Source organism: Gordonia sp. DT219 (genome assembly GCF_049847065.1).
In the GTDB taxonomy this organism is placed as follows: Bacteria; Actinomycetota; Actinomycetes; order Mycobacteriales; family Mycobacteriaceae; genus Gordonia.
Genome location: NZ_JBNCNR010000025.1, coordinates 1 through 26531, shown reverse-complemented (window position 1 = coordinate 26531; position 26531 = coordinate 1). Strand labels below are relative to the sequence as shown.

At 68.1% G+C, this 26531-nt stretch carries 19 protein-coding genes; 18 read left to right on the top strand and 1 reads right to left on the bottom strand.

Annotated features, from left to right (window positions below):
• Positions 1–106: 106 nt before the first annotated feature.
• Complete coding sequence (locus tag ACPXB3_RS19355) at positions 107–784, top strand: DUF5336 domain-containing protein (protein WP_425706538.1); 678 nt, start codon at positions 107–109, stop codon at positions 782–784.
• Between the two features lie 17 nt (positions 785–801).
• On the opposite strand, the gene ACPXB3_RS19350 is transcribed toward ACPXB3_RS19355, so the two are convergent.
• Positions 802–4392 (bottom strand): indolepyruvate ferredoxin oxidoreductase family protein, encoded by a 3591-nt coding sequence (locus ACPXB3_RS19350; protein ID WP_425729112.1) that lies wholly within the window; start codon positions 4390–4392, stop codon positions 802–804.
• Between the two features lie 208 nt (positions 4393–4600).
• On the opposite strand from ACPXB3_RS19350, the gene ACPXB3_RS19345 reads away from it, so the two are divergent.
• The 17 genes from ACPXB3_RS19345 (at position 4601) to ACPXB3_RS19265 (ending at position 26279) form a co-directional block, all read left to right on the top strand.
• Positions 4601–6208 carry a carboxyl transferase domain-containing protein gene (locus tag ACPXB3_RS19345; protein WP_425729110.1) on the top strand — a complete coding sequence of 536 codons (1608 nt, stop codon included), beginning with the start codon at positions 4601–4603 and terminating at the stop codon, positions 6206–6208.
• Between the two features lie 84 nt (positions 6209–6292).
• Entirely contained in the window at positions 6293–8365 is a 2073-nt protein-coding gene (locus ACPXB3_RS19340; protein ID WP_425706575.1) for an acetyl/propionyl/methylcrotonyl-CoA carboxylase subunit alpha, read from the top strand.
• Between the two features lie 61 nt (positions 8366–8426).
• Positions 8427–9572 carry an acyl-CoA dehydrogenase family protein gene (locus ACPXB3_RS19335; RefSeq protein ID WP_425706535.1) on the top strand — a complete coding sequence of 382 codons (1146 nt, stop codon included), beginning with the start codon at positions 8427–8429 and terminating at the stop codon, positions 9570–9572.
• Positions 9569–10075 (top strand): MaoC family dehydratase, encoded by a 507-nt coding sequence (locus tag ACPXB3_RS19330; protein ID WP_425729108.1) that lies wholly within the window; start codon positions 9569–9571, stop codon positions 10073–10075. The genes ACPXB3_RS19335 and ACPXB3_RS19330 overlap by 4 nt, the downstream gene beginning before the upstream one ends.
• Positions 10076–10132: 57 nt before the next feature.
• The gene (locus tag ACPXB3_RS19325) at positions 10133–11026 is read left to right on the top strand and encodes an HpcH/HpaI aldolase/citrate lyase family protein (protein ID WP_425706533.1); all 894 of its coding nucleotides are present in this window, start codon (positions 10133–10135) and stop codon (positions 11024–11026) included.
• 5 nt (positions 11027–11031) lie between these two features.
• A complete protein-coding gene (locus ACPXB3_RS19320) occupies positions 11032–12681 on the top strand; it encodes an AMP-binding protein (RefSeq protein WP_425729106.1) in 1650 nt (549 codons plus the stop codon).
• Positions 12682–12725: 44 nt separating this feature from the next.
• Positions 12726–14684, top strand: coding sequence for an acetoacetate--CoA ligase (locus tag ACPXB3_RS19315; RefSeq protein WP_425729146.1), 1959 nt, complete (start codon positions 12726–12728; stop codon positions 14682–14684).
• A gap of 194 nt (positions 14685–14878) precedes the next feature.
• Positions 14879–16192, top strand: a complete 1314-nt coding sequence (locus ACPXB3_RS19310) for a DUF5336 domain-containing protein (RefSeq protein ID WP_425706531.1) — start codon at positions 14879–14881, stop codon at positions 16190–16192.
• A 139-nt stretch (positions 16193–16331) separates the two neighbouring features.
• Positions 16332–17927, top strand: a complete 1596-nt coding sequence (locus ACPXB3_RS19305) for a DUF6350 family protein (RefSeq protein ID WP_425706530.1) — start codon at positions 16332–16334, stop codon at positions 17925–17927.
• Between the two features lie 104 nt (positions 17928–18031).
• Positions 18032–18613 (top strand): phosphoribosylglycinamide formyltransferase, encoded by a 582-nt coding sequence (gene purN / locus ACPXB3_RS19300; protein ID WP_425706573.1) that lies wholly within the window; start codon positions 18032–18034, stop codon positions 18611–18613.
• Positions 18610–20214, top strand: a complete 1605-nt coding sequence (gene purH, locus ACPXB3_RS19295; RefSeq protein WP_425729104.1) for a bifunctional phosphoribosylaminoimidazolecarboxamide formyltransferase/IMP cyclohydrolase — start codon at positions 18610–18612, stop codon at positions 20212–20214. The genes purN and purH overlap by 4 nt, the downstream gene beginning before the upstream one ends.
• A gap of 39 nt (positions 20215–20253) precedes the next feature.
• Positions 20254–21000: a sulfite exporter TauE/SafE family protein gene (locus ACPXB3_RS19290; protein ID WP_425729102.1), complete on the top strand. Its 747-nt coding sequence runs from the start codon at positions 20254–20256 to the stop codon at positions 20998–21000.
• Positions 21001–21083: 83 nt separating this feature from the next.
• The gene (locus tag ACPXB3_RS19285; RefSeq protein WP_425706527.1) at positions 21084–21953 is read left to right on the top strand and encodes an ABC transporter permease; all 870 of its coding nucleotides are present in this window, start codon (positions 21084–21086) and stop codon (positions 21951–21953) included.
• A gap of 6 nt (positions 21954–21959) precedes the next feature.
• Positions 21960–23039 (top strand): ABC transporter substrate-binding protein, encoded by a 1080-nt coding sequence (locus tag ACPXB3_RS19280; protein WP_425729100.1) that lies wholly within the window; start codon positions 21960–21962, stop codon positions 23037–23039.
• A complete protein-coding gene (locus ACPXB3_RS19275) occupies positions 23020–23892 on the top strand; it encodes an ABC transporter ATP-binding protein (protein WP_425729098.1) in 873 nt (290 codons plus the stop codon). The genes ACPXB3_RS19280 and ACPXB3_RS19275 overlap by 20 nt, the downstream gene beginning before the upstream one ends.
• Positions 23893–24161: 269 nt before the next feature.
• Complete coding sequence (locus tag ACPXB3_RS19270; protein ID WP_425729096.1) at positions 24162–25103, top strand: TauD/TfdA dioxygenase family protein; 942 nt, start codon at positions 24162–24164, stop codon at positions 25101–25103.
• A 135-nt stretch (positions 25104–25238) separates the two neighbouring features.
• On the top strand, positions 25239–26279 hold the full coding sequence (locus ACPXB3_RS19265; protein ID WP_425729094.1) for an SDR family oxidoreductase: 1041 nt from the start codon (positions 25239–25241) through the stop codon (positions 26277–26279).
• Positions 26280–26531 lie beyond the last annotated feature (252 nt).

The following is a 26531-nucleotide window of genomic DNA, read 5'->3' as shown; positions in this document are numbered from 1 at the left end:
GAATCCGCGCCGCTGTGTCCCCGTTCCCCGTCGGCTGCCTCTACGCTGACACGCACACGAATGCCGTGAATGACCCGTTCCGGCCGAGGCGAAAGCGAGCACGCAAGTGAATCCAGGTGACCCGAACAATCCCCAGCCGGGCTGGGCCGCCGGTCAGCCCCCGACCGAGGGTCAGCCGACCGTTGTGCACGGGCAGCACGGCGGGCCGCAACCTGCGCCGGGTCCCAATACCCAGGGCTTCTATCCGCAGCCCGGTACGCCCTCGGGGCAGTGGTCGACGGCAGGACAGCAGTGGGGACCGCCGCCACCGCCGCCACGCCAATTCGACGTGCGTGCGCAACTACCGGCGATTCTGCTCGTCGCGTCGACGGTGGCCGGGCTCATCACCTACTTCATGGGCTTCGTCAGCTGGGTGGTGCCCAACACCGGCGTCAGCGAGTCCGAGCTCGACAACTGGTCGCAGAACTACGAGTCCGGCAACTCCGGAATCCCCGGATTCGCCTCCTACGAGATCGTGCTCAACCCCGGCAAGTTCCTGATCCTGCTCGGTGCGGTGGCGATCGCGGCGGCACTGGTACTGGTGCCGCGATTCCGCCGGGCGGTGCCGTTCCTCGCGGTGATCGCGGCCGGTGCCTGGCTGGCGTTGTTCTCCGCCGCCGTGATCACCACATCGGTGCCGGTCATCGGCGTCGGCGCCGGCGCGATCGTGGCGTTGATCTTCGGATTCCTGCAGGTGGCCTTCCTCATCGGTGCTGCGGTACTCGGCGGGTTGTCGAGGAATTGAATACGGCTGCGGGCCGTTCACACCCCGAGTTCGGTCCGCATCCGGTTCAGCGTCTCGTGGTAGCGGGCGACGTTGGCCATCTTGATGCTCTCGTAGCCGCGTACCGCATCGGGTAGGCCGGCGAGCTCCACCAGCGACGAATACTGTTGCGGCCCGACCCTTCCCGTCTCCCACGCGGTGATGACGGAGTCGAGGAGGCCGCGGTATTCGTCGACGAGGGCGCGTTCGGTGCGGCGGATCTCGGTGCGGCCGAACGGGTCGAGCGGGGTCCCGCGGAGCCGCTTCATCCGGGCCAGGGTGTGCAGAGCCGGTCGCGCCCAGGGGCCGAGCGCGATCTTGTCCTTCATGCCCAGCGACCGAATCGTCGGCGGGTGCAACCGGATGGCGGTCGTCGCACCGGATCCGTACCGATCGGTGACCTGCGCTTCGAACCCCGGGTCGCCGGTCAGGCGCGCCACCTCGTACTCGTCCTTGTAGGCGGTCAGCTTGTACAGGTTGCGGGCCACGGCGTCGGTGAGCTCGGGGCCCGCACCGCACCGGTGTACCCGCGCCACGGTGTCGAGGTAGTCACGCGCGCAACGCGTTCCGGAGTAGCCGACGAGATCGTCGACGCGGATCGCGATGGTGCGGGCCAACTCGGCGTCCATCGGTTCGGCATCCACCCGGGCCAAGGCCGCGACCAGCCCGCTCGCCCAGGCGCTCGGCTTCGCTTCGGTGGCGGCGGGATGCAACCGGGCGATCTCGGTGCGCACCGCGTCCGGGTCGGCGACCGCCTGCCGCCCGCGCCGGAACGCCGCGATGTTCTCGGTGACCGAGACGCCGTTGAGAGTGATTGCACGCTCGAGTGATTCGGCGCTGATCGGTAGTGCGCCCGCCTGGTAGGCGGCGCCGACTGCGAGCATGTTCGCATACTGCTCGTGGGCGAACAGCGCGCTCGACAATGCGCCCGGGTCGAGGTAGATCGTCCGCGCGACGCGAGAGTCGATCACGTCATGGATCTGCGTGTCCGACGGGAAGCCGACGGCGGTGTCCACGACCATCTTTCCGGTGGGTACGCGGGTCGTCGACACCACCGCGGTGGTGCGGTCGGGCGCGGCGACCTTGAGGTTGGTGGCGTCGGCGGCGACCAGCGAATCGCAGGCCAGATACAGATCGCAGGTGCCGGCGGCGACCTTGGCCGCCACCTCGATCGGCGCCCGCGAGATCTTCAGGTCGCTGATGACCGCCCCGCCCTTCTGGGCGAGCCCGGTCATGTCGACGGTGCGCGCGGCATGGCCGTCGAGAGTGGCTGCGGTGGCCAGGATCTGGGAGATGGTGACCACGCCGCTGCCGCCGATACCCGTGATCCGGATGGTCGCGACACCATCGGCGGAGTCCAGGAGATCGCGGCCGCCGGCCGGTGCAGTCAGGGCGGTTGCGGGCAGGGCGGTTGCGAGCAGGGGTGCGGCGGTGGCCGCTGCCTCCGTGGGGCCCGGGGTGATGGTGACAAATGACGGGCAATCGCCTTGCAGGCATGAGTAGTCGAGGTTGCACGAGCTCTGATCGATGCGGGTCTTGCGGCCGAACTCCGTCTCGACCGGGTGTACCGACAGGCAATTGGACTTCGCACCGCAGTCGCCACAACCCTCGCAGATGCGCTCGTTGATCATCACCCGGGTCGTCGGGGTGTCCATGGTGCCGCGCTTGCGTTTGCGGCGTTTCTCCGCCGCACATTGCTGGTCGTGGATCAGTACGGTGACACCGTCGACGGTCGCGAGTTCGCGTTGCACGTCGGCGAGATCGGCGCGGCCGCGGACGTGCACCTGCGACGGCAGGGCGGCGGATCTGGTGCGTGCGACGTCGTCGGAGGTGATGACGATTCGCTTGACTCCTTCGGCGAGAAGCAGTTTCGTCAACTGGGGCAGACCGAATCCGCCGACCGGGTCCTGTCCGCCGGTCATCGCCACGGTGCCGTTGTAGAGCAGCTTGTAGGTGATGTGCGCGCCGGCGGCGACGGCGGCGCGGATCGCCAGCGACCCGGAATGGGTGAACGTGCCGTCACCGAGGTTCGCAATGAAGTGATCGGCGGCGACGAAGGGCGCCATCCCCAGCCACTGCGCGCCTTCGCCGCCCATCTGGGTGACGCCGGTGACGTCACCGACCTGATCGGGGTCCATGAACAGAACCATGGCGTGACAACCGATTCCGGCGCCGACGAGGGTGTGCCCGGAATCCGGCGCACCCTCGTCTGCGGTGTGGGGCACCTGGGTGGAGCTGTTGTGCGGGCAGCCCGAGCAGAAGTACGGGGTGCGCGCGGCGAGCGGCAGTTCGATACGCGTGGGGCGACGGCTGCTGCGGTCCAGCCAGTCGATGGCGGCGTCGACGTGATGGTGACGTGCGAGCCGGGTGGCCAGGCCGCGGGTGACGGCGTCGACGTCGAGTTCACCGAACCGGGAGAACAGCGTCGAGCCGTCCTCGTTGAGTTTGCCGACGATGTGCGGTGCAACCGGATCACGAAACAGGATGTCGCGCATCATCGTCTCGATGAAGTCGCGCTTCTCCTCGACGACGATCACCTCGTCGAGGTGCCCGGCGGTGGTGTCGGTGATGAAGCGGCGCAGGATGTCCCGCTCGAGCGGATAGATCATGCCCAACTTGAGGATGCGGATACCGAGGCGGTTCAGGTCTGCCTCGGTCAGCCCCATCAGATGCAGCGCCTCGCGGACGTCGAGGTACGTCTTGCCCGCGGCGACGATGCCGATACGGTCGTCGCCGCTGCGCACCACGATTCGGTTGAGGCCGTTGAGTCGCGCGTACTCGTGCGCCCGTGGCATCCGGATGGTGAGCTGATTCTGTTCGAGCTCCATGAGATTGGCGCCGAGTAGCCGCCCGGACGGGATGTGCGGGCTCCGACCCAGTCCGCCGTATTCGGGCGTGATGCGGGTGGGGTCGAGGTGCACGGTGGACGCGCCGTCGGCGACATGCGCGGAGATCTTCATCGACGTCCACAGACCGCTGACGCGGCTCAGATGTGCCGCGTGGACACCGAGATCCAGGATGTCCTGGGAGTCGGCCGGATACAGCGTCGGGATGTAGAGGTCGGCCAGCGCCATCTCCGAGGCGCACGGCACGGTGGAACTCTTCGCGCCCGGATCGTCGCCGACGAGGACGACCGCCCCGCCGTCGGGGTGTGTGCCGATGATGTTCGCGTGCCGCAGTGCATCCGAGGCGCGGTCGAGACCGGGCGCCTTGCCGTACCAGTAGCCGACGATGCCCGAGCGGGCACGGCCGGCGGCGTCCGGAGCCAGTCCGGTGACCTGCGCGGCCACCTGCGATCCCATCACCGATGTCGCGGCCAGCTCTTCGTTGAGGCCGGGCCGATGCACGATGTCGAGGGGTTCGAGCAACGATCGGCGGCGCGCGAGTTCGAGGTCGTAACCGGCCAGCGGTGAGCCCTCGTAGCCGGAGATGAACGAGGCAGTCGGCCGGTTCATGCGGCGATCGACGAGCGCTCGATCGCGCACCATGCGGACCAGTGCGGCGATGCCACCGAGGAAGACGGTGCCCGATTCGCGGACGTAACGGTCTTCGAGACTGCTCACGGGGCGGGCATCCGGGGCGAGGGTCATGGTTTCTCCTGGCCTTCTGAAATTGTTGCGCCCCGTGGGTGGGGGCGTCCGGTGGTGAGCCCGGGGGTGGTGGGCTCACCATCACCATACGAAAAATGGTGACGGGCGTCACGCCGATCTTCATGCGGTGAAGTCCGGGGGCGTGACACCGGCCGTGATGTGCGTTACAGTCAGTTCAGTTAATGACCAGTAACTGAAAGGCGGGTCGGTGACTGTCACGACCACGACTCCCGGTGTCACGACGTCCGGTGTCACGACGTCTGGTGTCACGCACCGGCGCAACGTCGCCACGCTGCGCGCGCAGCTGCAGACCGCGGCACGTGGCGGCGGTGACCGGGCGCGCGAGCGGCACGCGTCGCGCGGCAAACTGCTGCCGCGGGATCGGGTCGACGGCTTGCTCGACGTCGGATCGCCCTTCCTCGAGGTGGCGCCGCTCGCCGCGCACGGCATGTACGACGGCAAGGTGCCCGCTGCCGGTGTGGTGGCCGGGGTCGGTCGGGTGGCCGGCCGCGAATGCATGATCGTCGCCAACGACGCGACGGTCTCGGGCGGCACGTATTACCCGATGACGGTGAAGAAACATCTGCGGGCACAGGAGATCGCCGCGGCCAACCGGCTGCCGTGCATCTACCTCGTCGATTCCGGGGGCGCGATGCTTCTACAGCAGGACGAGGTGTTCCCCGACCGCGATCACTTCGGCCGCATCTTCTTCAACCAGGCCACCATGAGTGCGGCGGGCATCCCGCAGATCTCGGCGGTGCTCGGGTCGTCCACGGCCGGCGGGGCGTATGTGCCCGCGATGAGCGACGAGACCGTCATCGTGCGCAATCAGGGGACGATCTTCCTTGCCGGTCCGCCGCTGGTGAAAGCCGCCACCGGCGAGGACGTCTCCGCCGAGGACCTCGGCGGCGGGGCCATGCACTCGTCGGTGTCGGGGGTGACCGATCACCTCGTCGACAACGACGAGCAGGCGCTGGCGAGGGTGCGTGAGATCGTCGGGACCCTCGGGCCGCGCGACCCCGCCCAATGGGAACGCTCCGCAGCGCGCCCGGCCGCCCGGCCCCAGACCGACATCTACGACGTCGTGCCCACCGACTCGCGCACCCCGTACGACGTGCGCGCGGTGATCGAGATCCTCGTCGACGGCGGTGAGCACACCGAGTTCAAGGAGAATTACGGCACCACTCTGGTGACGACGTTCGCCCGGCTGCACGGGCACCCGGTGGGCATCATCGCCAACAACGGTGTGCTGTTCAGCGAATCCGCTCTCAAGGGAGCGCATTTCATCGAGCTCTGCGACCAGCGCCGCATCCCACTCGTGTTCTTGCAGAACATCACCGGCTTCATGGTGGGACGCGCGTACGAGGAGGGCGGCATCGCCAAGAGCGGCGCCAAGATGGTCAACGCGGTGGCATGTGCGCGCGTGCCGAAGCTCACCGTGATGATCGGCGGTTCGTTCGGGGCAGGCAACTACTCGATGTGCGGACGCGCGTATTCGCCCCGCTTCTTGTGGAGTTGGCCCAACGCCCGGATCTCGGTGATGGGCGGCCCACAGGCCGCCGACACCCTCGCCACGGTGCGGCGCAACCAGATCGAACGCTCCGGCGGCGAATGGACGACCGGCGACGAAGAGACCTTCAAAGAGCCGATCCGCGATCAGTTCGACCGGCAATCCGACGCGTACTACTCGACCGCGCGCCTGTGGGACGACGGCATCATCGACCCGGCCGACACCCGGACCGTGCTCGGACTGGCCCTGGAGACGTGCCGGTATGCCCCGATGCCCGAACCGCGCTACGGCGTCTTCCGGATGTGAGGCGACATGACACTTACTCCTGACCTGGGTTCGGCCGCCACCACAAGTGATGCGTCGGCCACCGATTCCGTCGATCGGCAACCCATGCCGCCGACACCGCGGCCCATCCGTACCGTCCTGGTCGCCAACCGCGGTGAGATCGCGTGCCGCGTGATCGCCACGCTGCGCCGCCTGGGGCTGCGCAGTGTCGCCGTCTACACCGACCCCGACGCGCACGCCCGGCACGTCCGCGAGGCCGACACCGCCGTACATCTGGGATCGGCCGCGCGCAGCCCCGGCAACTATCTCGACATTGCCGCGGTGGTGCGTGCGGCGCAGGCCGCCGGCGCCGACGCGGTGCACCCCGGCTACGGATTCCTTTCGGAGAACCAGAGATTCGCCGACACGCTGACCCAGGCGGGGATCACCTTCATCGGCCCGCCCGCTTCCGCGATCGCGACGATGGGCGACAAGATCACCGCGCGCGCCGCGGTCACCGAGCGCGGGGTGCCGGTGGTGCCGGGGCTGTCCCGGCCCGGCCTGACCGACGCCGACCTCGTCGCCGCCGCACCCGAGATCGGATTCCCGGTGCTGATCAAGCCCAGCGCCGGTGGTGGCGGCAAGGGGATGCACCGCGTCGACGATCCCGCCGGACTGCCCGACGCACTGGCGGCCGCCCGGCGCGAGGCGTCGGCCGCGTTCGGCGACGACGCCTTGTTCCTGGAGCACTTCGTCGACACCCCCCGCCACATCGAGGTGCAGGTGCTCGCCGACAACCACGGCAACGTCATTCATCTCGGTGAGCGTGAGTGCTCCCTTCAGCGCCGGCACCAGAAGGTCATCGAGGAGGCGCCGTCGGCGCTACTGGACACCACGACCCGCGAGCGCATCGGTCGATCCGCCTGCGATGCGGCGCGCAGTGTCGGTTACACCGGCGCCGGCACCGTCGAGTTCATCGTCTCCGCACACCGCCCGCACGAGTTCTTCTTCATGGAGATGAACACCCGGCTCCAGGTCGAGCACCCGGTGACCGAGATGGTGACCGGAATCGACCTGGTGGAACAGCAGATTCGCGTCGCCCGCGGCGAAGTCCTCGCGATCGCACAGCAGGATGTGCAGATGCGCGGACACGCGATCGAGGCACGTGTGTACGCCGAGGACCCCGCGCGGGGATTCCTGCCGACCGGCGGCGAGATCGTGTCGCTGCTCGAGCCCGATACGGCCACCGGGCAAGGGATTCGGCTCGATTCGGCGATGCTGCCCGGACTCGTCGTCGGCAGTGACTACGATCCGATGCTCGCCAAGGTCATCGCCCATGGTGCCGACCGCGGTGAGGCGATCGAGCGACTCGATCACGCCCTCAGCGAGACCCGGGTACTCGGTGTGGTCACCAACATCGACTTCTGCCGCTTCGTGCTGGCGCGTCCGGAGGTCATCGAGGCCCGGCTCGACACCGAACTGCTCGACCGCCTGGCCGCTGATTATGCTGCGCCCGAGCCGGTTCCGGAGGCGCTCGCGCTGGTCGGCCTGGCCCGCGTCGGCAACCGGTGCACCGACGACGTCTGGGACAGTGCCGTCGGGTTCCGTCTCGGCGCCCACGCCCCGGTCATCAGCCGGCTCTCGGCGGGTGAGCACCGGAGCACCGTGTCGGCAGAGGTCCGTGGCGCCGACGAGCGGTGGGTGAGCGCCGACGTCACCATCACCGCACAAGGAGATGACGCCACGGCCGCCGCCGACGAGTCGGCATCGCCGTGGACTGCTCGCGTGGAATACCTTGCGCAGCAGGCGACGTCCGCGGGCCGGACGGCGCGCCTGATCGTCGACGGCATCAGTGCGCAATGGTCCATCGCCCGGATCGGTGATCAGTGGTGGGTATCCGGTCCGCCGGGCACCTGGGTGGTCGAACTCACCCGGACAGTCCTCGACGTCGATGCCGGCGAGGCCGCAGGCACCATTGTCAGCCCGATGCCCGGCACCGTCGTCGCGATACCCGCGACCCCCGGCGAGCCGGTCGCCGCGGGCGCACCGATCGTGGTGGTCGAGGCGATGAAGATGGAACACGCGCTGAGCGCTCCGATCGACGGGACAGCAATGATCTCGGTATCGGTGGGAGACAAGGTCGCCGCCGGGGCGACACTGGCCCACATCGATCCACCGCAAGAGCGGGACGCATCATGATGCACCCCGATATGCCCATTCATCTTTCACTTCCGACGTCCTCGGGAAAGGGCCTTCACGCATGGAATTGACCCAGGAATACACCGACCTCATCCACACGGTGCGCGACTTCGCGCAGTCGGTGGTGGCGCCGGTCTCGGCCGAACACGATGCCGAGCACAGCTTCCCGTACGACGTGGTATCGCAGATGGGCAAGATGGGGTTGTTCGGACTGCCCTTCCCCGAAGAACACGGCGGTATGGGCGGTGACTACTTCGCCCTCGCGCTGGCACTCGAGGAACTCGGCAAGGTCGACCAGTCGGTGGCCATCACCCTCGAAGCCGGGGTCGGCCTGGGCGCCATGCCGATTCACAAGTTCGGCACGCCTGAGCAGCAACAGCGGTGGTTGCCCGATCTCGTCGCGGGCCGCGCGCTCGCCGGCTTCGGGCTGACCGAGCCGGGTGCCGGGTCCGATGCCGGGGCCACCGCCACCACAGCCGTGGATGACGGCGACACGTGGATCATCAACGGCTCCAAGCAGTTCATCACCAACTCCGGAACCGACATCACCTCACTGGTGACGGTCACCGCGGTGACGGGCACCAGAGATGGTGGCCGCAAGGAGATCTCGACCATCATCGTTCCCGCCGGAACCCCCGGCTTCACCGCCGAACCCGCTTACAACAAGGTTGGGTGGAACGCCTCGGACACCCATCCGCTGACCTTCACCGATGTGCGTGTCCCCAAGGAGAATCTGCTCGGTACGCGCGGGCGCGGCTTTGCCAACTTCTTGTCCATCCTCGACGAGGGGCGCATCGCGATTGCGGCGCTCGCCACCGGCGTGGCGCAGGGCTGCGTCGACGAGAGCGTGAAGTACGCCAAGGAACGTCAGTCCTTCGGCAAACCGATCGGCGAGTACCAGTCGGTGTCGTTCGCGATCGCCCGGATGGAGGCGCGCGCCCACGTCGCCCGCACCGCCTACTACGACGCGGCCGCAAAGATGCTGGCAGGCAAGCCGTTCAAGAAGGAGGCCGCCATCGCCAAGATGATCGCGAGCGAGGCCGCGATGGACAACGCGCGGGTGGCCACCCAGATCCACGGTGGCTACGGATTCATGAACGAGTATCCGGTGGCCCGGCACTACCGGGATTCGAAGATCCTCGAGATCGGTGAGGGCACCACCGAGGTGCAGCTCATGCTGATCGCCCGCGAATTGGGATTCTCATGAGTACCGAGCCCGCCACCGGGCAGATGACGAATCGGGTGGTCCAACGCGGACTCTGGTTCGAGGAGTTCGCCGAGGGGACGCTCTACGAGCACCGCCCCGGGCGGACGGTCACCGAGGCCGACAACGTCCTGTTCACCACCCTGACGATGAACACGCAGGCGCTGCATCTCGACGCGGCGTGGTCGGCGACCCAGCCCGGATTCGGCGGGCAGCGGCTCGTCAACTCGATGTTCACGCTGTCCACGATCGTCGGACTGTCGGTCTCCCAACTCACCCAGGGCACGCTGGTGGCCAATCTCGGGTTCTCCGACATCGCCTTCCCGGCCCCGCTGTTCGCCGGTGACACTCTCTATGCCGAGACCGAGTGCACGGGCAAACGCGAGTCGCGTTCGCGTCCCGGCGAGGGCGTGGTCAGCCTGCTCCACATCGGACGCAACCAGGACGGGGTGGTGGTGGCGCGGGCGGCGCGCGCAACACTGGTACGGAGGCGCCCGGTGGACTGAGTACGCCGAGGCCGACCCCGCAACCGACATCGTCGACCGAGGAGTTGTGACGAGACCATGACCGCACCCACCCCGCAGCCATTCGGAAATGCCTGGGCCCCAGCGGGACCCGCGATGCTTTTCTGTCCCGCCGACCGCCCGGAACGTTACCGCAAGGCTTTCGACCGGGCCGACGTCGTCATCCTCGACCTCGAGGACGCGGTGTCGCCGGAGAACCGTGCCGACGCCCGGGAGGCCATGATCGCCAATCCGCTCGATCCCGACCGGGTCGTGGTGCGCATCAACCCGACCGGCACCGGCGACCATCGGCGTGACCTGGCGGCGCTGTCGGAGACGAACTATCGGGTGGTGATGCAGGCGAAGACCGAATCGGTGGAATCGATCACCGAGACGGGCCTGCAGACCATCGCGTTGATCGAGACGCCGGCCGGCGCCGTGCGGGTCAACGAGATCGCCGCCGCGGTGAACTGCATCGGCCTGATGTGGGGGGCCGAGGATCTGGTCGCCGGACTCGGCGGCAAGTCGAGCCGGTTCGGGCCGGGGGAACTGCGTCCGGGGACCTACCGCGACGTCGTCCGATTCACCCGCTCCGCGGTCCGGCTGGCGGCCGCCGCCAACGGCAAGTTCGCCGTCGACGCCGTGCACCTGGACTTCCGGGACGACGAAGGACTGGCGGCCGAGGTGACCGACGCGGTCGCGCTCGGCTATGCCGCCACCGCCTGCATCCACCCCGCGCAGGTGGCCACCATCCGCGCCGGCTACACGCCGGGCGAGGACGAGATCGACTGGGCGCGCCGCGTCATCGAGGGCTCCGAGGAGTTCGGCGGCGGGGTGTTCAGCATCGAAGGACAGATGATCGACGGACCGGTGTTCCGGCAGGCCGAGGCAGTGCTCGCCCGCGCCGCGGCATCGACCCGACCGCCAGATTCGCAACCGAGCACGGAAGAGTAACCACCATGACCGAATTGTCCTACGCCCAAGGCGAATTCGAGCCGCAACTGTTGACCGGCACCATCGGTGCGACGCTCGCGTCGATCACCGCGCGCCATGGTGACCGGATCGCGCTGATCGACGCGCCGTCGGCACGGCAGTGGACCTACACGCAGTTCCGGCGCGACGTCCTCGCGCTCGCGGCCGGGCTGCTGCGGCGCGGGGTCGGCGCCGGTGACCGGGTCGGATTGTGGTCGCCCAACCGCGCCGAATGGGTCCTGACGCAATACGCGGCCGCCGAGATCGGTGCGATCCTGGTCAATCTCAACCCGGCCTACCGCCAGCAGGAGATCGAGTTCGCGTTGGGCCATTCGGAGACCTGCGTGGTGCTCGCCGCCGACAGGTACAAGGATTCGGACTACGCGGAGATGCTCGCCGCCGCGCGACCGAACACGCCCCGGTTGCGCGAGGTCATCTTGTTCGAGAGCGACGCCTGGGCCGAGCTGACGGCCGAACCCGGCGCCGACGAGCTCGCGGCGGTCGCCGAGCGTGCGGCGGGTCTCGACCCCGACGACCCCATCAACATCCAGTACACCTCGGGGACAACCGGTTTCCCGAAGGGTGCCACCCTCTCGCATCGCAACATCGGCAACAACGGGTACATGGTCGGAGAGTTGGTCGGCTACACCGCCGACGACCGGATCTGCCTGCCGGTGCCCTTCTATCACTGCTTCGGGATGGTGATGGGCAATCTCGCGGCCACGAGTCACGGTGCGGCCATGGTGATCCCGTCACCGACCTTCGAGCCGGCCGCGGCTCTGCGCGCCGTCGCCGAGTACGGCTGCACCAGCTTGTACGGGGTGCCGACCATGTTCATCGCCGAACTCGCCCTGCTCGATTCGGGTGCCGAGTTCGATCTGTCCAGCCTGCGCACCGGCATCATGGCGGGATCGCCGTGCCCCGAGCATGTCATGCGGCAGGTCGTCGACCGGATGCACATGGATCAGGTGTCGATCTGTTACGGCATGACCGAGACGTCACCGGTGTCGACGCAGACGCGCGTCGACGATCCGCTGGAGCTGCGGGTCGGCACCGTCGGGCGGGTGGGGCCGCATCTGCAGATCAAGGTGATCGATCCGGTATCCGGAGAAACGTTGCCGCGCGGCGAGACCGGCGAATTCTGCACCCGTGGTTACAGCGTCATGAGTGGATACTGGAATCAGCCCGACAAGTCCGCGGAGGTGCTCGTCGCCGATCCGGCCGACCCGTCGGGGCCGCCGTGGATGCGCACCGGCGATCTCGCGGTGATGGATTTGAATGGCTACGTCCGCATCACCGGGCGCATCAAGGACATGGTGATCCGGGGCGGGGAGAACATCTATCCGCGTGAGATCGAGGAATTCCTCTACACCCATCCCGACATCCTCGACGCACAGGTCATCGGCGTCCCCGACGACACGTACGGAGAGGAACTGATGGCCTGGATTCGCTTGCGTGAGAGCGCATCCGAGCTGACCGCCGCCGACGTTCGCGAATTCGCCACCGGTCAGATCGCCCGGCACAAGATCCCGAAATACGTGCACGTCGTCAAGGAGTTCCCGATGACGGTCACCGGCAAGGTGCGCAAGGTGGCGATGCGGGAGGAATCCGTCGAGATCCTCGGTTCGCTGCGGTGACCGACGAGGTGGGCGCGGTCGTGCCGTCTGAACGTCGCACGCAGATGGCACGTTTCGCCGACATGGTGTCACGTCGATACGGCATCGAGGTGGGCGACTCCTACCCGGCGTTGTGGGCGTGGTCGACGGCGGAGCCGGCCGCGTTCTGGCGCTCGGTCTGGGACTTCTTCGGGCTCGACGAGATCGCCACGCCACTCGGTGACGGCGACGCGGCGGTCCTGGCATCTGTCGATATGCCCGGTGCGCGTTGGTTTCCCGACGTCCGGCTGAATTACGTGGATCAGGTGATGCGGCACGCGCGCACGATCGCGCAGGGCGACGAGCCCGACCGCCCGGCGATCGTCGGAGTCGACGAGGCAGGCAGCCGGTCGGTGATCACCTGGTCGGAGCTGCCCCGGATGGTCGGGGCGTTGGCCGGGACGCTCGCCGGCCTCGGCGTCGGGCAAGGTGACGTGGTCGCCGCGTATCTGCCCGATGTCCCGGAGGCCGTCGTCGCTTTTCTCGCCACTGCGTCGCTCGGCGCCATCTGGTCCGGGTGTGGCCAGGATTATGCGCCCGAGGGGGCCGCGGGCCGCCTGGGTCAGCTGCATCCGAAGGTGCTGTTCTCCACCACCGGTTACCGTTACGGCGGCAAGGACATCGACAAGGTCGCCGACAGTGCCGAGCTCGCCGACGCGCTGCCGGACCTGGCCGGGCACATCGTCGTCGGTGACGCCACGCGCCTCCCGCAATCGAGTGCCGAGAACATCGCTTTCGAACAGGCCATCGCCGTCGGGACGGCCGTCGAGCCGGTGCAGGTTGCCTTCGATCACCCGTTGTGGGTGCTGTTCAGTTCCGGCACCACCGGGCGGCCGAAGGGCATCGTGCACGGCCATGGCGGCGTCGTCCTCGAACACCTCAAAGCCGGTGCGCTGCATGCAGACCTCGGCGACGCCGACGTGTTCTTCTGGCAGACGGCGCTGAGCTGGATGATGTGGAACTTCCAGGTCGCCGGATTGCTGTGCGGCTCGACGATCGTCTGCTACAGCGGCTCCCCGCTGTATCCGGACGCGGATCGGTTGTGGCAGATCGTCGCCGACGAGCGGGTGACCTACTTCGGCACCAGCCCCGGGCAGTTGCAGGCCTCACGCAAGGTCGATGTGGTGCCGGGCCGCGACCATGACCTCTCGGCGCTGCGCGCGATCGGCAGTACCGGCTCGGCCTTGGCCGGTGACCTGTTCGAGTGGATCGAAAGCAATGTGGCGCACGGGCTCCCGGTGTCCTCGATCAGTGGTGGTACCGACGTGGTGTCGGCGTTCGCCGGTGGCTCGGTGGGCGTCGAGGTGGTGCCGGGCGAGTTGTCGGTTCGCTATCTCGGTGTGGCGCTGGAAAGTTGGGCGCCCGACGGTACGCCGCTGACCGAGGAGGTGGGGGAGATGGTGATCACCGCGCCGATGCCGTCGATGCCCGTGGAATTCTGGCGCGATCCCGACGGGTCTCGTTACCGTGCCGCGTATTTCGAACATGAGTGGAGCGGGGTCGGCCCGACCGCGCCCGTCTGGCGGCACGGAGACTGGGTGACCGTCACCGACCGCGGATCGCTGATCATCCACGGCCGCAGCGACGCAACCCTGAATCGGCACGGAATCCGGATGGGGTCGGCCGACATCTACGAGGTCGTCGAGAGCATCGACGACATCGCCGAGGCGTTCGTTCTCGGCGTCGACGGGCCCGCCGGTGCCTACTGGATGCCGTTGTTCGTCACGCTCGTCCCCGGGGCCGTACTCGACGACGACCTACGCCGGCGGGTGGTCGCGCAGATCCGCGCGCGACTGTCGCCCCGGCACGTTCCCGACGAACTCGTCGAGGCCCCCGGCATCCCGCACACCCGGACCGGTAAGAAGCTCGAGGTGCCGGTCACCTCGGTCCTGGCCGGCCGGCCCGTCGACATCGACCCGCGTTCGGTCGACGACCCCGCGCTGATCACCTGGTACGAGAAACAAGGTGCGGCACACACCTGGTGAGCGCGCTGTGTGCGTCGTTCAGCCGGATGACGCGCGCCCGGCTCCGTGGCTGCCGGGTACACAGCCGAATACACCGACCCCTGTGGCTGGATCGCGCAATGTATTAGCGTGGTCCCGGAGTGTGCTCGGGGGTGTGAGCAATTGTGTGCGCGCCCGGGGACCAGCGACCTACACGTAATCGGCAGGAGAATCTCATGACCTACCAGCCAGGAAGTTCCGGCTACGGGCAGCAGCCCGAGCCGGGACAGCCCTACGGTCAGCCGGCCGCGGGATATCCGCAGCCAGGGCAGACGTCCTCACCGCAGGGATACGGGCAGCAGGGATACGGGCAGCAGCCCTCCTATGGGCAGGGCTACGGCCAGCAGGATCCGGCCCAGCAGGAGCCGGCCCAGCAGGGCTCTGCGCAGTCCTACGGGCAGGGTTACGGTCAGCCGGACCAAGGCGCTGCCCAGCAGGGCTACGGTCAGCAGGATTACGGTCAGCAGGGCTATGGCCAGCAAGGCTACGGCCAGCAGGAGTACGGCCAGCAAGGTTATGGGCAGCAGGGCTACGGCCAGCAGGGCTACGGCCAGCAGGGCTACGGCCAGCAGGGTTACGGGGCCCCCGCAGCTCCCGCACAGCCGTTCGAGCTGCCGCCGATCGTGGCGCCCGTCCTCGCCGCCACCATCGGTTTCCTCGGCGTCGTCCTGCTCTTCTGTGGATTCGCGGCCGGCTGGACGATCAGCGGGCCGAGCGCCGTCGCGACTTCGCAGCGACTTTTCCAGACCGAGTTCGTCGGGGCCTACGTCCTTGTGGTGGCCACCGGCTTCATCGCTTTCACCGGTCTGATCAAGTCCTACCGGGTGGCGCCGCTCGTCGCCGCCGGGGCAACTGCGGGGGTGCTGGTCACCATCGTCAGCTATGCCGGGTTCGAGACGCCCTCCTCGTCGAACTATTCGGTCGGGCACGGCGCGGGTGCCATCATCCTTTTGGTCCTCTCGATTCTGATCTTCCTGATCGCCGTGGCGTGGCTGGTCATCGACCTCGGCCTCGTCAAGACCGCGCAGAGCCCGGCGTCGACGTCGAAGGCCGACACCGACACCACTTCTGCCGACCAGTCGTCGGCCTACGGCTCTGCTGCCGACCAGTCGGCATACGGCTACGGTTCGGCGGCGCAGGGCGCGGTGTCGCAGCCGCAGGGCGCGGTCTCGCAGCCGCAGGCGACCTCGGCGTTCCCGGGTGCCACCCAGGCGACCACCGCCTACCCGGCCGCCACGTCGCAGCCCGGCGCGCAGTCGTCGGCCGGTGTCCAGCCGTCCGGCGCCGCGCCGACCTACCAGCCGCCGACCTACGAGCCGTCGGCCTACACGGGATACGGCCAGGGTGCGCATGCCGCGCCGTCGTCGCCGTCCACCCCGGGCGCCTCGGCGAATCCGCAGTCGGGTTCGCCGGGTTCCGAGCCGGTGTCCGGTTCGGAGAATGCCACGTCGATCTTCCAGAAGCCGGAGCCGCCGCAGGCCAACGGCTGAACCGCCACACACTGCTGACCCATGGCCGGTGCGACCTCGTTGAGGAGGTCGCACCGGCCATGTGGTTTCGGGTACTTTCTGCGGGCGGCTGCGGCGCGTCTCCTACACCTCAGGGACCCCACGTGCCACGCTCGAACCAATGCCCACGTTGAGAACCGTTGCCTCCACCGACAACCTCGCGACCAGACTTCGCGACGCTCGGCAGGCCCGTCGTGCCCATCATGAGCGGCCCGAACGCGGTCCGCGCGAACTGATCCTCGTCGCGTTCGCCGTACCCGTGGTCACGGTCGTCCTCGCGCTGGTGGTCGTCTTGGCGGTCCTGCTCATGGCCGGCAGTGGGCTCTCCGGAGTCGCAAGCGCCGTCGCCGCGTGCTGGCTCGCGATCAACCAGGTGCCGATCACCGTCGCAGGCGTCACCATCGGCGTCCTGCCGATGTTGCCGACCCTGCTGGTGGCCGGCGGTACCGCAGCCGTGGTGGCGTCGAGTTGCCGAGCGCGGCACACGATCTCGGAGTTCGTGGCAGTCGTGTGCTCGGCGATCGCCGGTGCCCTACTGGTCACCGCCATCGCGCTGGCCGTGGTGATGGACGGCTCATCGGTCTTGCCGATCCAGAGCCCCAACGCGCTGGCTGCATTCGGCCTCACCTTTGTCGTCCAGGGCCTGGCCGCCGCGGCCGGTGTGGTGATCGGTCGGTCCGAACTGCTGGCGTCACGACTGAGCGTCACCGATCGGCGCGGCATCCGCTACGGATTCGTCGCGGTGCTGGGGCTTGTCGCCGCGGGCGGACTGCTGATTCTGCTCCGGCTCATCCTGCGGTTCGACGCGCTCGGCGACCTCGTCGCCGGCGGATACGACTTCGACGGTTACCTGGGACTGACGCTGCTCTCGATCCTCTACCTGCCCAACCTGATGGTCGGCGCGGCCGCCGTACTCGTCGGTTCCGAAGTACACGTCGGACCGGCGTCGGCAGATCTGTTCGCCGTGCGCGGAGCTCCGGTGCCACCGCTACCGGCACTTGCCGTCCTCCCGGCCCACTCCGTCTGGTGGGCGGCGTGGGGTCTGCTCGTGCCCGCACTGATCGCGGGATGGGTGGCCTGGCGGTGCCGTACCGCCGACCCCCTCAACTACGCGCGTTCGATCGGGATGGCCGCGGCGGTTGCTGCCACCACCATGGTGATCTTCGGCTGGCTGGCCGGGGGAACGCTCGGCGAGATCGGCACCACCGGGATCACGCTGGTCACTGCGGGTGTGTTCACGCTCGGGTGGATTGCGGCGCTGGGACTTGCGGTGTGGCTGGTCCAGCACTTCCTCCCGTCGATGCGGACCCGCACATCCGGTTCCCGGCGAGCTGATACCGCACGCACCGCCGACGACTGGCTCGACGCCGAGAACGAGACCGACTTCGACGCCGAGTACGAGACCGGCTTGGACGTCGAGGTCGAGTCAGACGCCGCCAACGACGATGATCATCTCGCCGCCGACCTCGACGACCTCGAGGACGACGGCGACCTCGAGGATCTCGAGGCCGACGGCGAGTACGAGTACGGCGATGACGATCTCGATGAACCCGATCTCGTTGCCGCGTCCGATGGCGATGCCGTCGAACCGGCCACCGAGGAGCGGCACGGCACGACGCGGCGCCGGGCGCCGGCGGCGCGGGTCGATCCGGACGACGTCGACGAGGGCACTTGGTCATTCGCCGACCCCGGATCTGGGTCCCGGGCGAATCACTGACCGCGGCCCCGACGAGGTCGGCGCCGAGCCCGCCAACTAGGCTCGCACGTGTGACTGCCGCTGCCCCCGACGCCTCGACCGCAGGTCGTGCGGCGATCGTGGTGATGGCCTCGGGGACCGGTTCACTGCTCGAGGCGCTGCTCGCCCGCGCCGCCGCGCCCGACGCACCGTTCACCGTCGCCGCGGTCGTCGTCGACCGTGACTGCCGGGCGGCCGAGATCGCGAGCCGCGAGGGCATTCCGCTGATCGTGTGCACGATCGGCGGATACGCCGACCGCGCCGCGTGGGATGCCGCGCTGAGCGAGCAGGTGGCTGCGGTCGAACCAGCATGGATCGTCACCGCCGGATTCATGAAAATTCTTGGCCCGCAATTTCTTCGACGATTCGGTGGCCGGATCGTCAATTCGCATCCCGCGTTGCTGCCGGCGTTTGCCGGCGCGCATGGGGTCGCCGAGGCGATCGCCTACGGCGTCAAGGTGACCGGGACGACGGTGCATCTCGTCGACGCGGGCGTCGACACCGGACCGGTCCTCGCCCAGATTCCCGTCGTCGTCGAGGACGGCGACACCGAGGACACACTGCACGAACGCATCAAATCGGTGGAGCGTGTGCTGCTCGCCGACGTGGTGACGGATCTCGTCACCCGAGGAGTTGTCATCGACGGACGAAAGGCCCACATTCCGTGAACGCACCGAGCACCGCCGCCTCCCGCCGCCCCATCCGCCGGGCCCTGATCAGCGTCTACGACAAGAACGGACTCGCGGAGCTGGCCATTGCACTCGACGGGGCCGGGGTCGAGATCGTGTCGACCGGATCGACAGCCAAGACCATCGCCGCACAAGGCGTTCCGGTGATCGAGGTGTCGGAGCTGACCGGCTTCCCGGAATGCCTCGACGGGCGGGTGAAGACCCTGCACCCGAAGGTGCACGCAGGCATCCTCGCCGACACCCGCAAGGCCTCGCACGTCGACCAGCTGACCGAGTTGGGTGTTGCGGCCTTCGACCTCGTCATCGTCAATCTCTATCCGTTCACCGAGACCGTCGCGTCGGGCGCCGGCCCGGACGAGTGCATCGAGCAGATCGACATCGGCGGTCCGTCGATGGTTCGCGGTGCGGCCAAGAACCATCCGAGTGTGGCCGTCGTGGTCGACCCGGACGACTACGAGGCGGTCATCGCTGCCGTGGCGGCCGGCGGATTCGATCTGTCGCAACGACAGCAGTTGGCAGCCAAGGCTTTCCGGCACACTGCCGATTATGATGTGGCCGTGGCATCGTGGATGTCGAGCGTGGTGGCGCCGCCGGCTTCGATCGCCGAGGGTGAGCACGAGCCCACGGGCACCGAGTTCCCCGAATGGGCGGGCGCGACGTGGCGCCGCTCGTCGGTCCTGCGTTACGGCGAGAATCCGCATCAGGCTGCGGCGCTGTACTTGTCGGCGTCGAGTCCCGAAGGTCTCGCGTCGGCAGAGCAGTTGCACGGCAAGGAGATGAGCTACAACAACTACACCGACTCCGACGCCGCGTGGCGCAGCGCACATGACTTCGACGAGCCCGCCGTCGCAATCATCAAGCACGCCAACCCTTGTGGTATTGCCGTCGGCGCCGATATCGGCGAGGCCCATCGCAAAGCCCATGCGTGCGACCCGGTCAGCGCCTACGGTGGCGTGATCGCGGCCAATCGGGTGATCACCGTCGAGATGGCCGAGCAGGTCGCCGAGATCTTCACCGAGGTACTCATCGCGCCCGGCTTCGCCGACGGCGCACTGCCGGTGCTGCAGCGCAAGAAGAACATCCGCATCCTGCGTGCGGTGCCGCCGGTGCGCGGCGGCATCGAGACCCGCCCCATCACCGGGGGATTGCTGATGCAGGACCGCGACATCATCGACGCCGCCGGCGACACCCCGAGCGCCTGGACTCTCGCCGCCGGCGCACCCGCTGACGCCGACACCCTCGCAGACCTCGAATTCGCCTGGCGTGCTTGCCGTTCGGTGAAATCCAACGCCATCCTGCTCGCCAAGGACGGGGCATCCGTGGGTGTCGGGATGGGACAGGTCAATCGGGTCGACTCGGCTCGCCTCGCCGTGCAGCGGGCCGGCGAGCGGGCCGGCGGGAGCGTGGGGGCCTCCGATGCGTACTTCCCGTTCTCCGACGGTTTGCAGGTCCTCATCGCCGGCGGTGTGAGCGCCGTCGTGCAGCCCGGTGGATCCATCCGTGACAACGAGGTCATCGAGGCCGCCAACGAGGCAGGCATCACCCTTTACCTCACCGGTGCGCGGCATTTCGCGCACTGACACCGCGACCGCCGGCCCGCCGAGTGGGCGCGCGGGCCGATGAGTGTCCTCGAATTCTTTCTGCTCATCGTCGCGGGATTCGGTGGCGGCCTCATCGGCTACATCACCGGTATGGCCTCGATCGTGACCTATCCGGCGTTGCTTGCCGTCGGGTTGAGTCCGATCGCGGCGAACGTCACCAATACCGTTGCGCTGGTGTCGGTCGGCGTCGGCAGCGTCGGTCAGTCCGGGCGCATCCTGCTCGACGGTGACCGCAGGCGACTCGCCAAGGGCGGGGTGGCCGCGCTCATCGGCGGCATCGTCGGTGCCGTCATCCTGCTCGTCGCGCCACCCGACAGCTTCAAGGCGACGGTGCCCTACCTCGTGGCGATCGCGTCGGTTGCACTGCTCGCCCAGCCGCGGCTGCGCGACCTCGCGTCCAAACATGTTGACAAGCCATGGATCTGGTATGTCGGCCTGGGCACCATCTCGATCTACGGCGGCTACTTCGGAGCCGGCGCCGGCATCATGATGCTGGCATTGGCGCTGGTCTTCACCAGCGAACCACTGTGGCGGGCAACGCTGTCGAAATCGTTGTTCCTCGGTATCGCGAACCTGGTGGCCGCGATCGGGTTCGCCATCTTCGGGCCGGTGCACTGGATGGCCGCGATCGCGATGACCCTCGGCTGCCTCGCCGGCGGCTGGTGCGGCCCGCCCGTCGTCAAACGTCTGCCCGCGGGTCCGCTGCGGATCGCGGTCGGCATCGCCGGGCTGGGGCTGGCGGTGTGGCTCGGCATACGGGGCTGATGTTCCGCAAGTACTGGGCACACTTTGTTTCACGGTGAGGATAACTGTGGCGTGATCGATGTCCGGATCGCTACAAACTCCCGGTGACATTGTTCGTTGACATCACCTCCGCCCCCGAGCAGGAGGGTGACCCCGGCACTGCGAAGGCCGCCGGCAGATCGCGGCTGCGGACTCTGGGTCTGCAGGTGGGTCTGCCGCTGCTGTCGCTGATCGTCTTCCTCGGGCTCTGGCAGCTGGCGGCGGTCAGCGGCGTGTGGAGCGAGGTGTTCGTCCCGCGACTCGGCACGGTGTGGAAAGCCTTCGTGGGCATGTCGACCACCCACGACGGCGTCATCGGGTATGCGGGCTACTACTGGTGGGAACACCTGTACATGACGTTGCGCCGGGTACTCGTCGGTGTGGTCCTCGGAGTCGCGGCCGGGGTGGTCCTGGGTCTGGTGATGGGGTCGATCCCGTCGGTACGGCGAGTGCTCGAGCCGTGGCTGACGTTCCTGCGCGCCCTGCCGCCGCTGGCGTACTTCTTCCTGCTGGTGATCTGGCTGGGAATCGACGAGGCCCCGAAGATCACGCTGCTGGCGCTTGCGGCGCTTCCGCCGGCTGCGGTGGCCACCACCGCCGCGGTCGGGGCCGCCCCCGTCGCGCTCGTCGAGGCCGCCCGCGCGCTCGGTGCCGGCCGCGTAGATGTGCTGCGCGACGTCGTGATCCCGGCGGCGTTGCCCGAAACCTTCACCGGCATCCGGCTTTCGGTAGGTATCGCCTACTCGTCGGTGGTGGCAGCCGAACTCTTCAACGGCATCCCCGGAATCGGCGGTGTCGTCAAGGATGCAAGCAATTACAACAACACTCCCGTGGTACTCGTCGGAATAGCGCTGATCGGCATCTCCGGTCTGATCATCGACGGGATCCTGCGGATCATCGAGCACCGTACGGTGCCGTGGCGTGGAAAGGCCTGAAATCCCATGACATCCCCTCGCAATCGCAGACCCTCTCGTCACCACAGACCGGTGCGGGCACTGCTGATCCTGCTCGCCGCCTTCATCCCGGCAGTGCTCATGATGGCCGGCTGCTCGGTCGACCGGTCCGGACAGGATTCGAGTAAGCCGACCATTCGCCTTGCCTACCAGTCATTTCCGAGTGGTGACCTGATCGTGAAGAACAATCGGTGGCTCGAGGACGCGCTGCCGAACTACAACATCAAGTGGACCAAGTTCGATTCGGGCGCCGATATCAACACCGCGTTCATCGCCAAGCAGATCGACTTCGGTGCCATCGGCTCCAGCCCGGTCGCGCGCGGTCTCTCGGCGCCGCTGAACATTCCGTATCAGGTGGCGTTCGTCCTCGACGTCGCCGGTGACAACGAGGCCCTCGTCGCCCGCAACGGCACCGGGATCAACACGGTCGCCGACCTGCGGGGCAAGCGCGTGGCCACCGCATTCGCGTCGACGGCTCACTACAGCCTGCTCGCCGCGCTCGCGCAGGCGCATGTCGATCCCAAGGACGTCGACATCGTCGACCTGCAGCCGCAGGCGTCGCTGGCCGCATGGCAGCGCGGTGACGTCGACGCCGTCTACACCTGGCTGCCGACTCTCGACCAACTGCGCAAGGACGGCAAGACGTTGATCGCAAGCCGCCAGCTCGCCACCGCCGGTAAGCCGACACTCGACCTCGGCGTGGTCTCGACGCAGTTCGCCAAGGACAACCCCACCGTCGTCGACACCTGGCGCAAGGCGCAGGCGCGGGCCCTCGTACTGATTCACGACGACCCGCAGGCCGCCGCGAAAGCCGTTGCCGCGCAGCTCGGTACGACACCGGAGGATGCCGCCAACCAGCTCCGGCAGGGCACCTACCTGACCGCTGCCGAGATCAGCTCACCCACCTGGCTGGGCACCGACGGGCAGCCGGGCAACGTCGCCGAGAACCTGCACAGCGCAGCGGTGTTCCTCGCCGAGCAGCAGCAGATCCCGAGCGCGCCGCCGCCCTCGACCTTCCAGCAGGCCGTCTACACGAAGGGACTGCCCGGTGTCCTCACCGCACAGTGAGCCGGGCGTAGACGGGGATTCGGGCGTCGACTTGGACCCGGGTGCCGGGCGCCCGGCGTCGACGGCGGCGATCTCGTTGGCCGGTGTGGTGCAGACCTACGGGTCCAAGGCCGACCGGATCACGGCAGTCGGACCCGTCGATCTCGAGGTCGAGCCGGGTGAGTTCCTCGTTCTGGTCGGCGCGTCCGGGTGCGGCAAGTCCACCCTGCTGCGGCTGATCGCCGGATTCGAGTCACCGAGCGCCGGGCAGGTCGCGGTGGCCGGTCACGAACCGATCCCCGGGCGAAGCTCCGGGGTGGTGTTCCAGCAGCCCCGCCTGTTCCCGTGGCGCACCGTCGGCGGGAACGTGGATCTGGCGCTGAAGTACGCCGGCGTGCCCAAGGGCGAGCGGCCCGCGCGACGGGATGCCTTGCTGCGCCGGGTGGGGCTCGGCGACGTCGCCAAGCGCCGCATCTGGGAGATCTCCGGCGGACAGCAGCAGCGGGTGGCCATCGCCCGCGCCCTGGCCGGGGAGTCGTCGTTGCTGTTGCTCGACGAGCCGTTCGCCGCCCTCGACGCGCTCACCCGCGAGACATTGCAGGAAGATCTGCGTTCGGTGAGCACGGAACTGGGCCGGACCAACGTCTTCGTCACCCACAGCGCCGACGAGGCGGCATTTCTGGGATCGCGCATCGTCGTGCTCACCGCACGGCCTGGCCGGGTCGCCCTCGACATCACCTCCCCGATACCGAGGACCGGGATCGGTCCGGAGGAGGTGCGCGACTCGCCCGAGTTCACCGTCCTCCGTAGCCAGATCGCCTCGGCGGTGAAAGCGGCGGCGGTCGGCGCGTCTCCGGCAGACTTGGCGTCGTAACCCCCCCCCCCCCCGGCGACGCTCCTCGCATCCTTCGCCGCAACCCATCTGCCGCAATCCATCGGGCGTTCAACTCACGGTGCGGAAAACCCTGGGTGAGTCGTCGGGCGGCGACTACACAGGAGTGATGACCGCAACCGCCGCAGCACGACCCCGCCGGAGTGACCTCGCCGGCCGGTCGTTGAGCTTCTCGGACGGTTCGCATCACGGTTCGCCGCCGGTGACCCTCGGAACCCGCACCCTTCACCACGATCCGAGTAGGAACACCGATGACCATCTCCACCCACGGCACCACCACCTCTGAGCAGACTGACCCGTCTGAGCACACCGCCGTCTCGGCGATCCCCGCCGGGACCGTCGCCTCCGGCGTCGAATTCGACATCGACGAGTTCGGGCCGAATTTCGGTGCCGAGATTCGTGGCGTCGACGTCGCCGCGGCGACCGATGACGAGGTCCGCGCCATCCGCGCGGCCCTGATCGATTACAAGGTGATCGTGCTGCGCGACCAGAACCTCGACGACGCCGCGCACATCGAATTCGGCCGCCGCCTCGGCGATGTGACCGCCGGACACCCCGTGTGGAACAGTGGCGACGTACCCGCCGAGGTCTACTCGCTCGACAGCACCGACAACGGTTTCGCCGACGTCTGGCACACCGACGTCACCTTTATGCCGCGCCCTCCGATGGGCTCGATCCTGCGTCCGATTGTGTTGCCCCGCAACGGCGGTGACACCAACTGGGCCGACGCCGAACTCGCCTACGCATCGCTGTCGGCGCCGGTACGAGAACTCGTCGAGAAGCTGACCGCCGTCCACGACGGCAGCCGCGAATTCGGCTACTACCTCAAGCAGCGCCGCGGTGGTCACGGAAACCTTTGGGACGGAAAAGAAGTCACCGAACTCCCGCCGGTGAGCCATCCGGTCGTGCGGGTGCATCCGGAGACAGGCCGCAAGTCGCTGTTCGTCAACCCGGGCTTCACCTCCCACATCGACGGCGTCTCCGACGCGGAGAGCCGCGGAATCCTGGATCTGCTCTACGCGCACCTCACCAAGCCCGAGCACATCGTGCGGCATCGCTGGCGTCTGGGTGACCTGGTGCTGTGGGACAACCGCAACACCTTGCATTACGCCAACCGCGACTACGGCGACAACCGCCGCGTCATGCACCGCATCACCCTGCGCGGCGACGAGCCGATCGGGCCGGCCCAGTAAGTCGGTGAGTGCCCAGTAAGTCGGTGGTCGCCCAGTAGGTCGGTGGTGCACCCGACGATTCAGGTGCGCGCTTCCTGGGTAGTCGAACCCAACGGCCTCGACGTTCGCGGCCGCGTGTTCGACGTGGAGGGTGCCATGACACAGTTCGCTGCCGAGGCCATCGCGGAGACAACTGCCGCCCCATCGAGCAGGGGCATCGCCGTCGTCACCGGTGGTTCGGCCGGCCTCGGCCGAGCGATCATCCGCGGCTTCGCCGACGCCGGCTATGACGTGGCGGTCCTTGCACGAGGGCACGACGGGCTGGTGGGGGCGGTCGACGATGTTCGCCGCGCCGGCCGCCGAGGTATGGGAATTGTCTGCGACGTCGGTGAGAACGAGCAGGTCGACGCCGCGGCCGAACAGATCGAACGGCTCCTCGGCCCCATCACGGTGTGGATCAACAACGCGATGGGTGGCATCTTCGCGCCGTTCCTCGAGGTGTCGCCGGCGGACTTCACGCGCGCCACGCAGACCACCTACTTCGGGCAGGTCAACGGCACCCGCGCGGCGCTGCGGCGCATGAAGCCGCGAGACCGCGGCGTCGTCGTCTCGGTGGGATCGGCGCTGGCCTACCGGGGCATTCCCCTGCAGTCGGCGTACTGCGGTTCCAAACACGCGGTGGTCGGCTTTCACGAGAGCGTGCTGACCGAGCTGCTCCACGACCACAGCCGGGTCAAGATATGCATGGTGCATATGCCGGCGATGAACACCTTGCAGTTCAGCTGGGTCCGCTCGAAGTTGCCACAACACCCGCAACCGGTGCCGCCCATCTATCAGCCGAAGGTCGCCGCGCGGGCCGTGGTGTACGCGGCCGAGCACCCGCGCCCACGGATGTGGGTGGGGGAGAGCACAGTTGGCACCATCTTGGGTAACCGGGTCGTCGCAGGTCTGCTCGACCGCTACCTCGGGCGTACGGGATTCTCTGCGCAGCAAACCGACTCCGACCCGAACCCCCAATTCGCGGACAACCTGTACGAGCCGGTGGCGGGCGACCACGGTGCGCACGGCGACTTCGACGACCGGTCCCTGCACTTCAGCCCCCAGACCTGGGCGACGATGCACCGCGGCCGCGTGCTCGCCGGCGTGGGCCTGGCAGCCGCGGGTGTGACGGCCGCGGCGGCGAGGGCTCGGCGGTAGCGGCCGGGTCGATGCCGTTCGTCTGGGATCTCCAGTGTCCCGGTGCAATCGGTAGACATTACTCTCGGAAACCGCGACCGATGTCTGACCGATCCGTCGGGGCGGCTGGTGCGGGCCGGTTTTGTCGGTGGGTGCCGATAATCTGTGGTCATCAGGTTTTCGCCGGTCGGCTTCAGGGGAGGTGTCGATGTTCTCGTTTGTCGATGCTGAGGCTGATGTGCGTGTGGTGGGGTCGATGTCGGCGACGGATCT

What these genes read in the sequence shown, in the direction of transcription:
- ACPXB3_RS19350 (WP_425729112.1), bottom strand. Translation starts at nt 4,392, where the DNA reads ATGACCCTCGCCCCGGATGCCCGCCCCGTGAGCAGTCTCGAAGACCGT.
- ACPXB3_RS19340 (WP_425706575.1), top strand. Translation starts at nt 6,293, where the DNA reads ATGCCGCCGACACCGCGGCCCATCCGTACCGTCCTGGTCGCCAACCGC.
- ACPXB3_RS19335 (WP_425706535.1), top strand. Translation starts at nt 8,427, where the DNA reads ATGGAATTGACCCAGGAATACACCGACCTCATCCACACGGTGCGCGAC.
- ACPXB3_RS19330 (WP_425729108.1), top strand. Translation starts at nt 9,569, where the DNA reads ATGAGTACCGAGCCCGCCACCGGGCAGATGACGAATCGGGTGGTCCAA.
- ACPXB3_RS19325 (WP_425706533.1), top strand. Translation starts at nt 10,133, where the DNA reads ATGACCGCACCCACCCCGCAGCCATTCGGAAATGCCTGGGCCCCAGCG.
- ACPXB3_RS19320 (WP_425729106.1), top strand. Translation starts at nt 11,032, where the DNA reads ATGACCGAATTGTCCTACGCCCAAGGCGAATTCGAGCCGCAACTGTTG.
- ACPXB3_RS19315 (WP_425729146.1), top strand. Translation starts at nt 12,726, where the DNA reads ATGGCACGTTTCGCCGACATGGTGTCACGTCGATACGGCATCGAGGTG.
- ACPXB3_RS19310 (WP_425706531.1), top strand. Translation starts at nt 14,879, where the DNA reads ATGACCTACCAGCCAGGAAGTTCCGGCTACGGGCAGCAGCCCGAGCCG.
- ACPXB3_RS19305 (WP_425706530.1), top strand. Translation starts at nt 16,332, where the DNA reads ATGCCCACGTTGAGAACCGTTGCCTCCACCGACAACCTCGCGACCAGA.
- purN (WP_425706573.1), top strand. Translation starts at nt 18,032, where the DNA reads ATGGCCTCGGGGACCGGTTCACTGCTCGAGGCGCTGCTCGCCCGCGCC.
- ACPXB3_RS19290 (WP_425729102.1), top strand. Translation starts at nt 20,254, where the DNA reads ATGAGTGTCCTCGAATTCTTTCTGCTCATCGTCGCGGGATTCGGTGGC.
- ACPXB3_RS19280 (WP_425729100.1), top strand. Translation starts at nt 21,960, where the DNA reads ATGACATCCCCTCGCAATCGCAGACCCTCTCGTCACCACAGACCGGTG.
- ACPXB3_RS19270 (WP_425729096.1), top strand. Translation starts at nt 24,162, where the DNA reads ATGACCATCTCCACCCACGGCACCACCACCTCTGAGCAGACTGACCCG.
- ACPXB3_RS19265 (WP_425729094.1), top strand. Translation starts at nt 25,239, where the DNA reads ATGACACAGTTCGCTGCCGAGGCCATCGCGGAGACAACTGCCGCCCCA.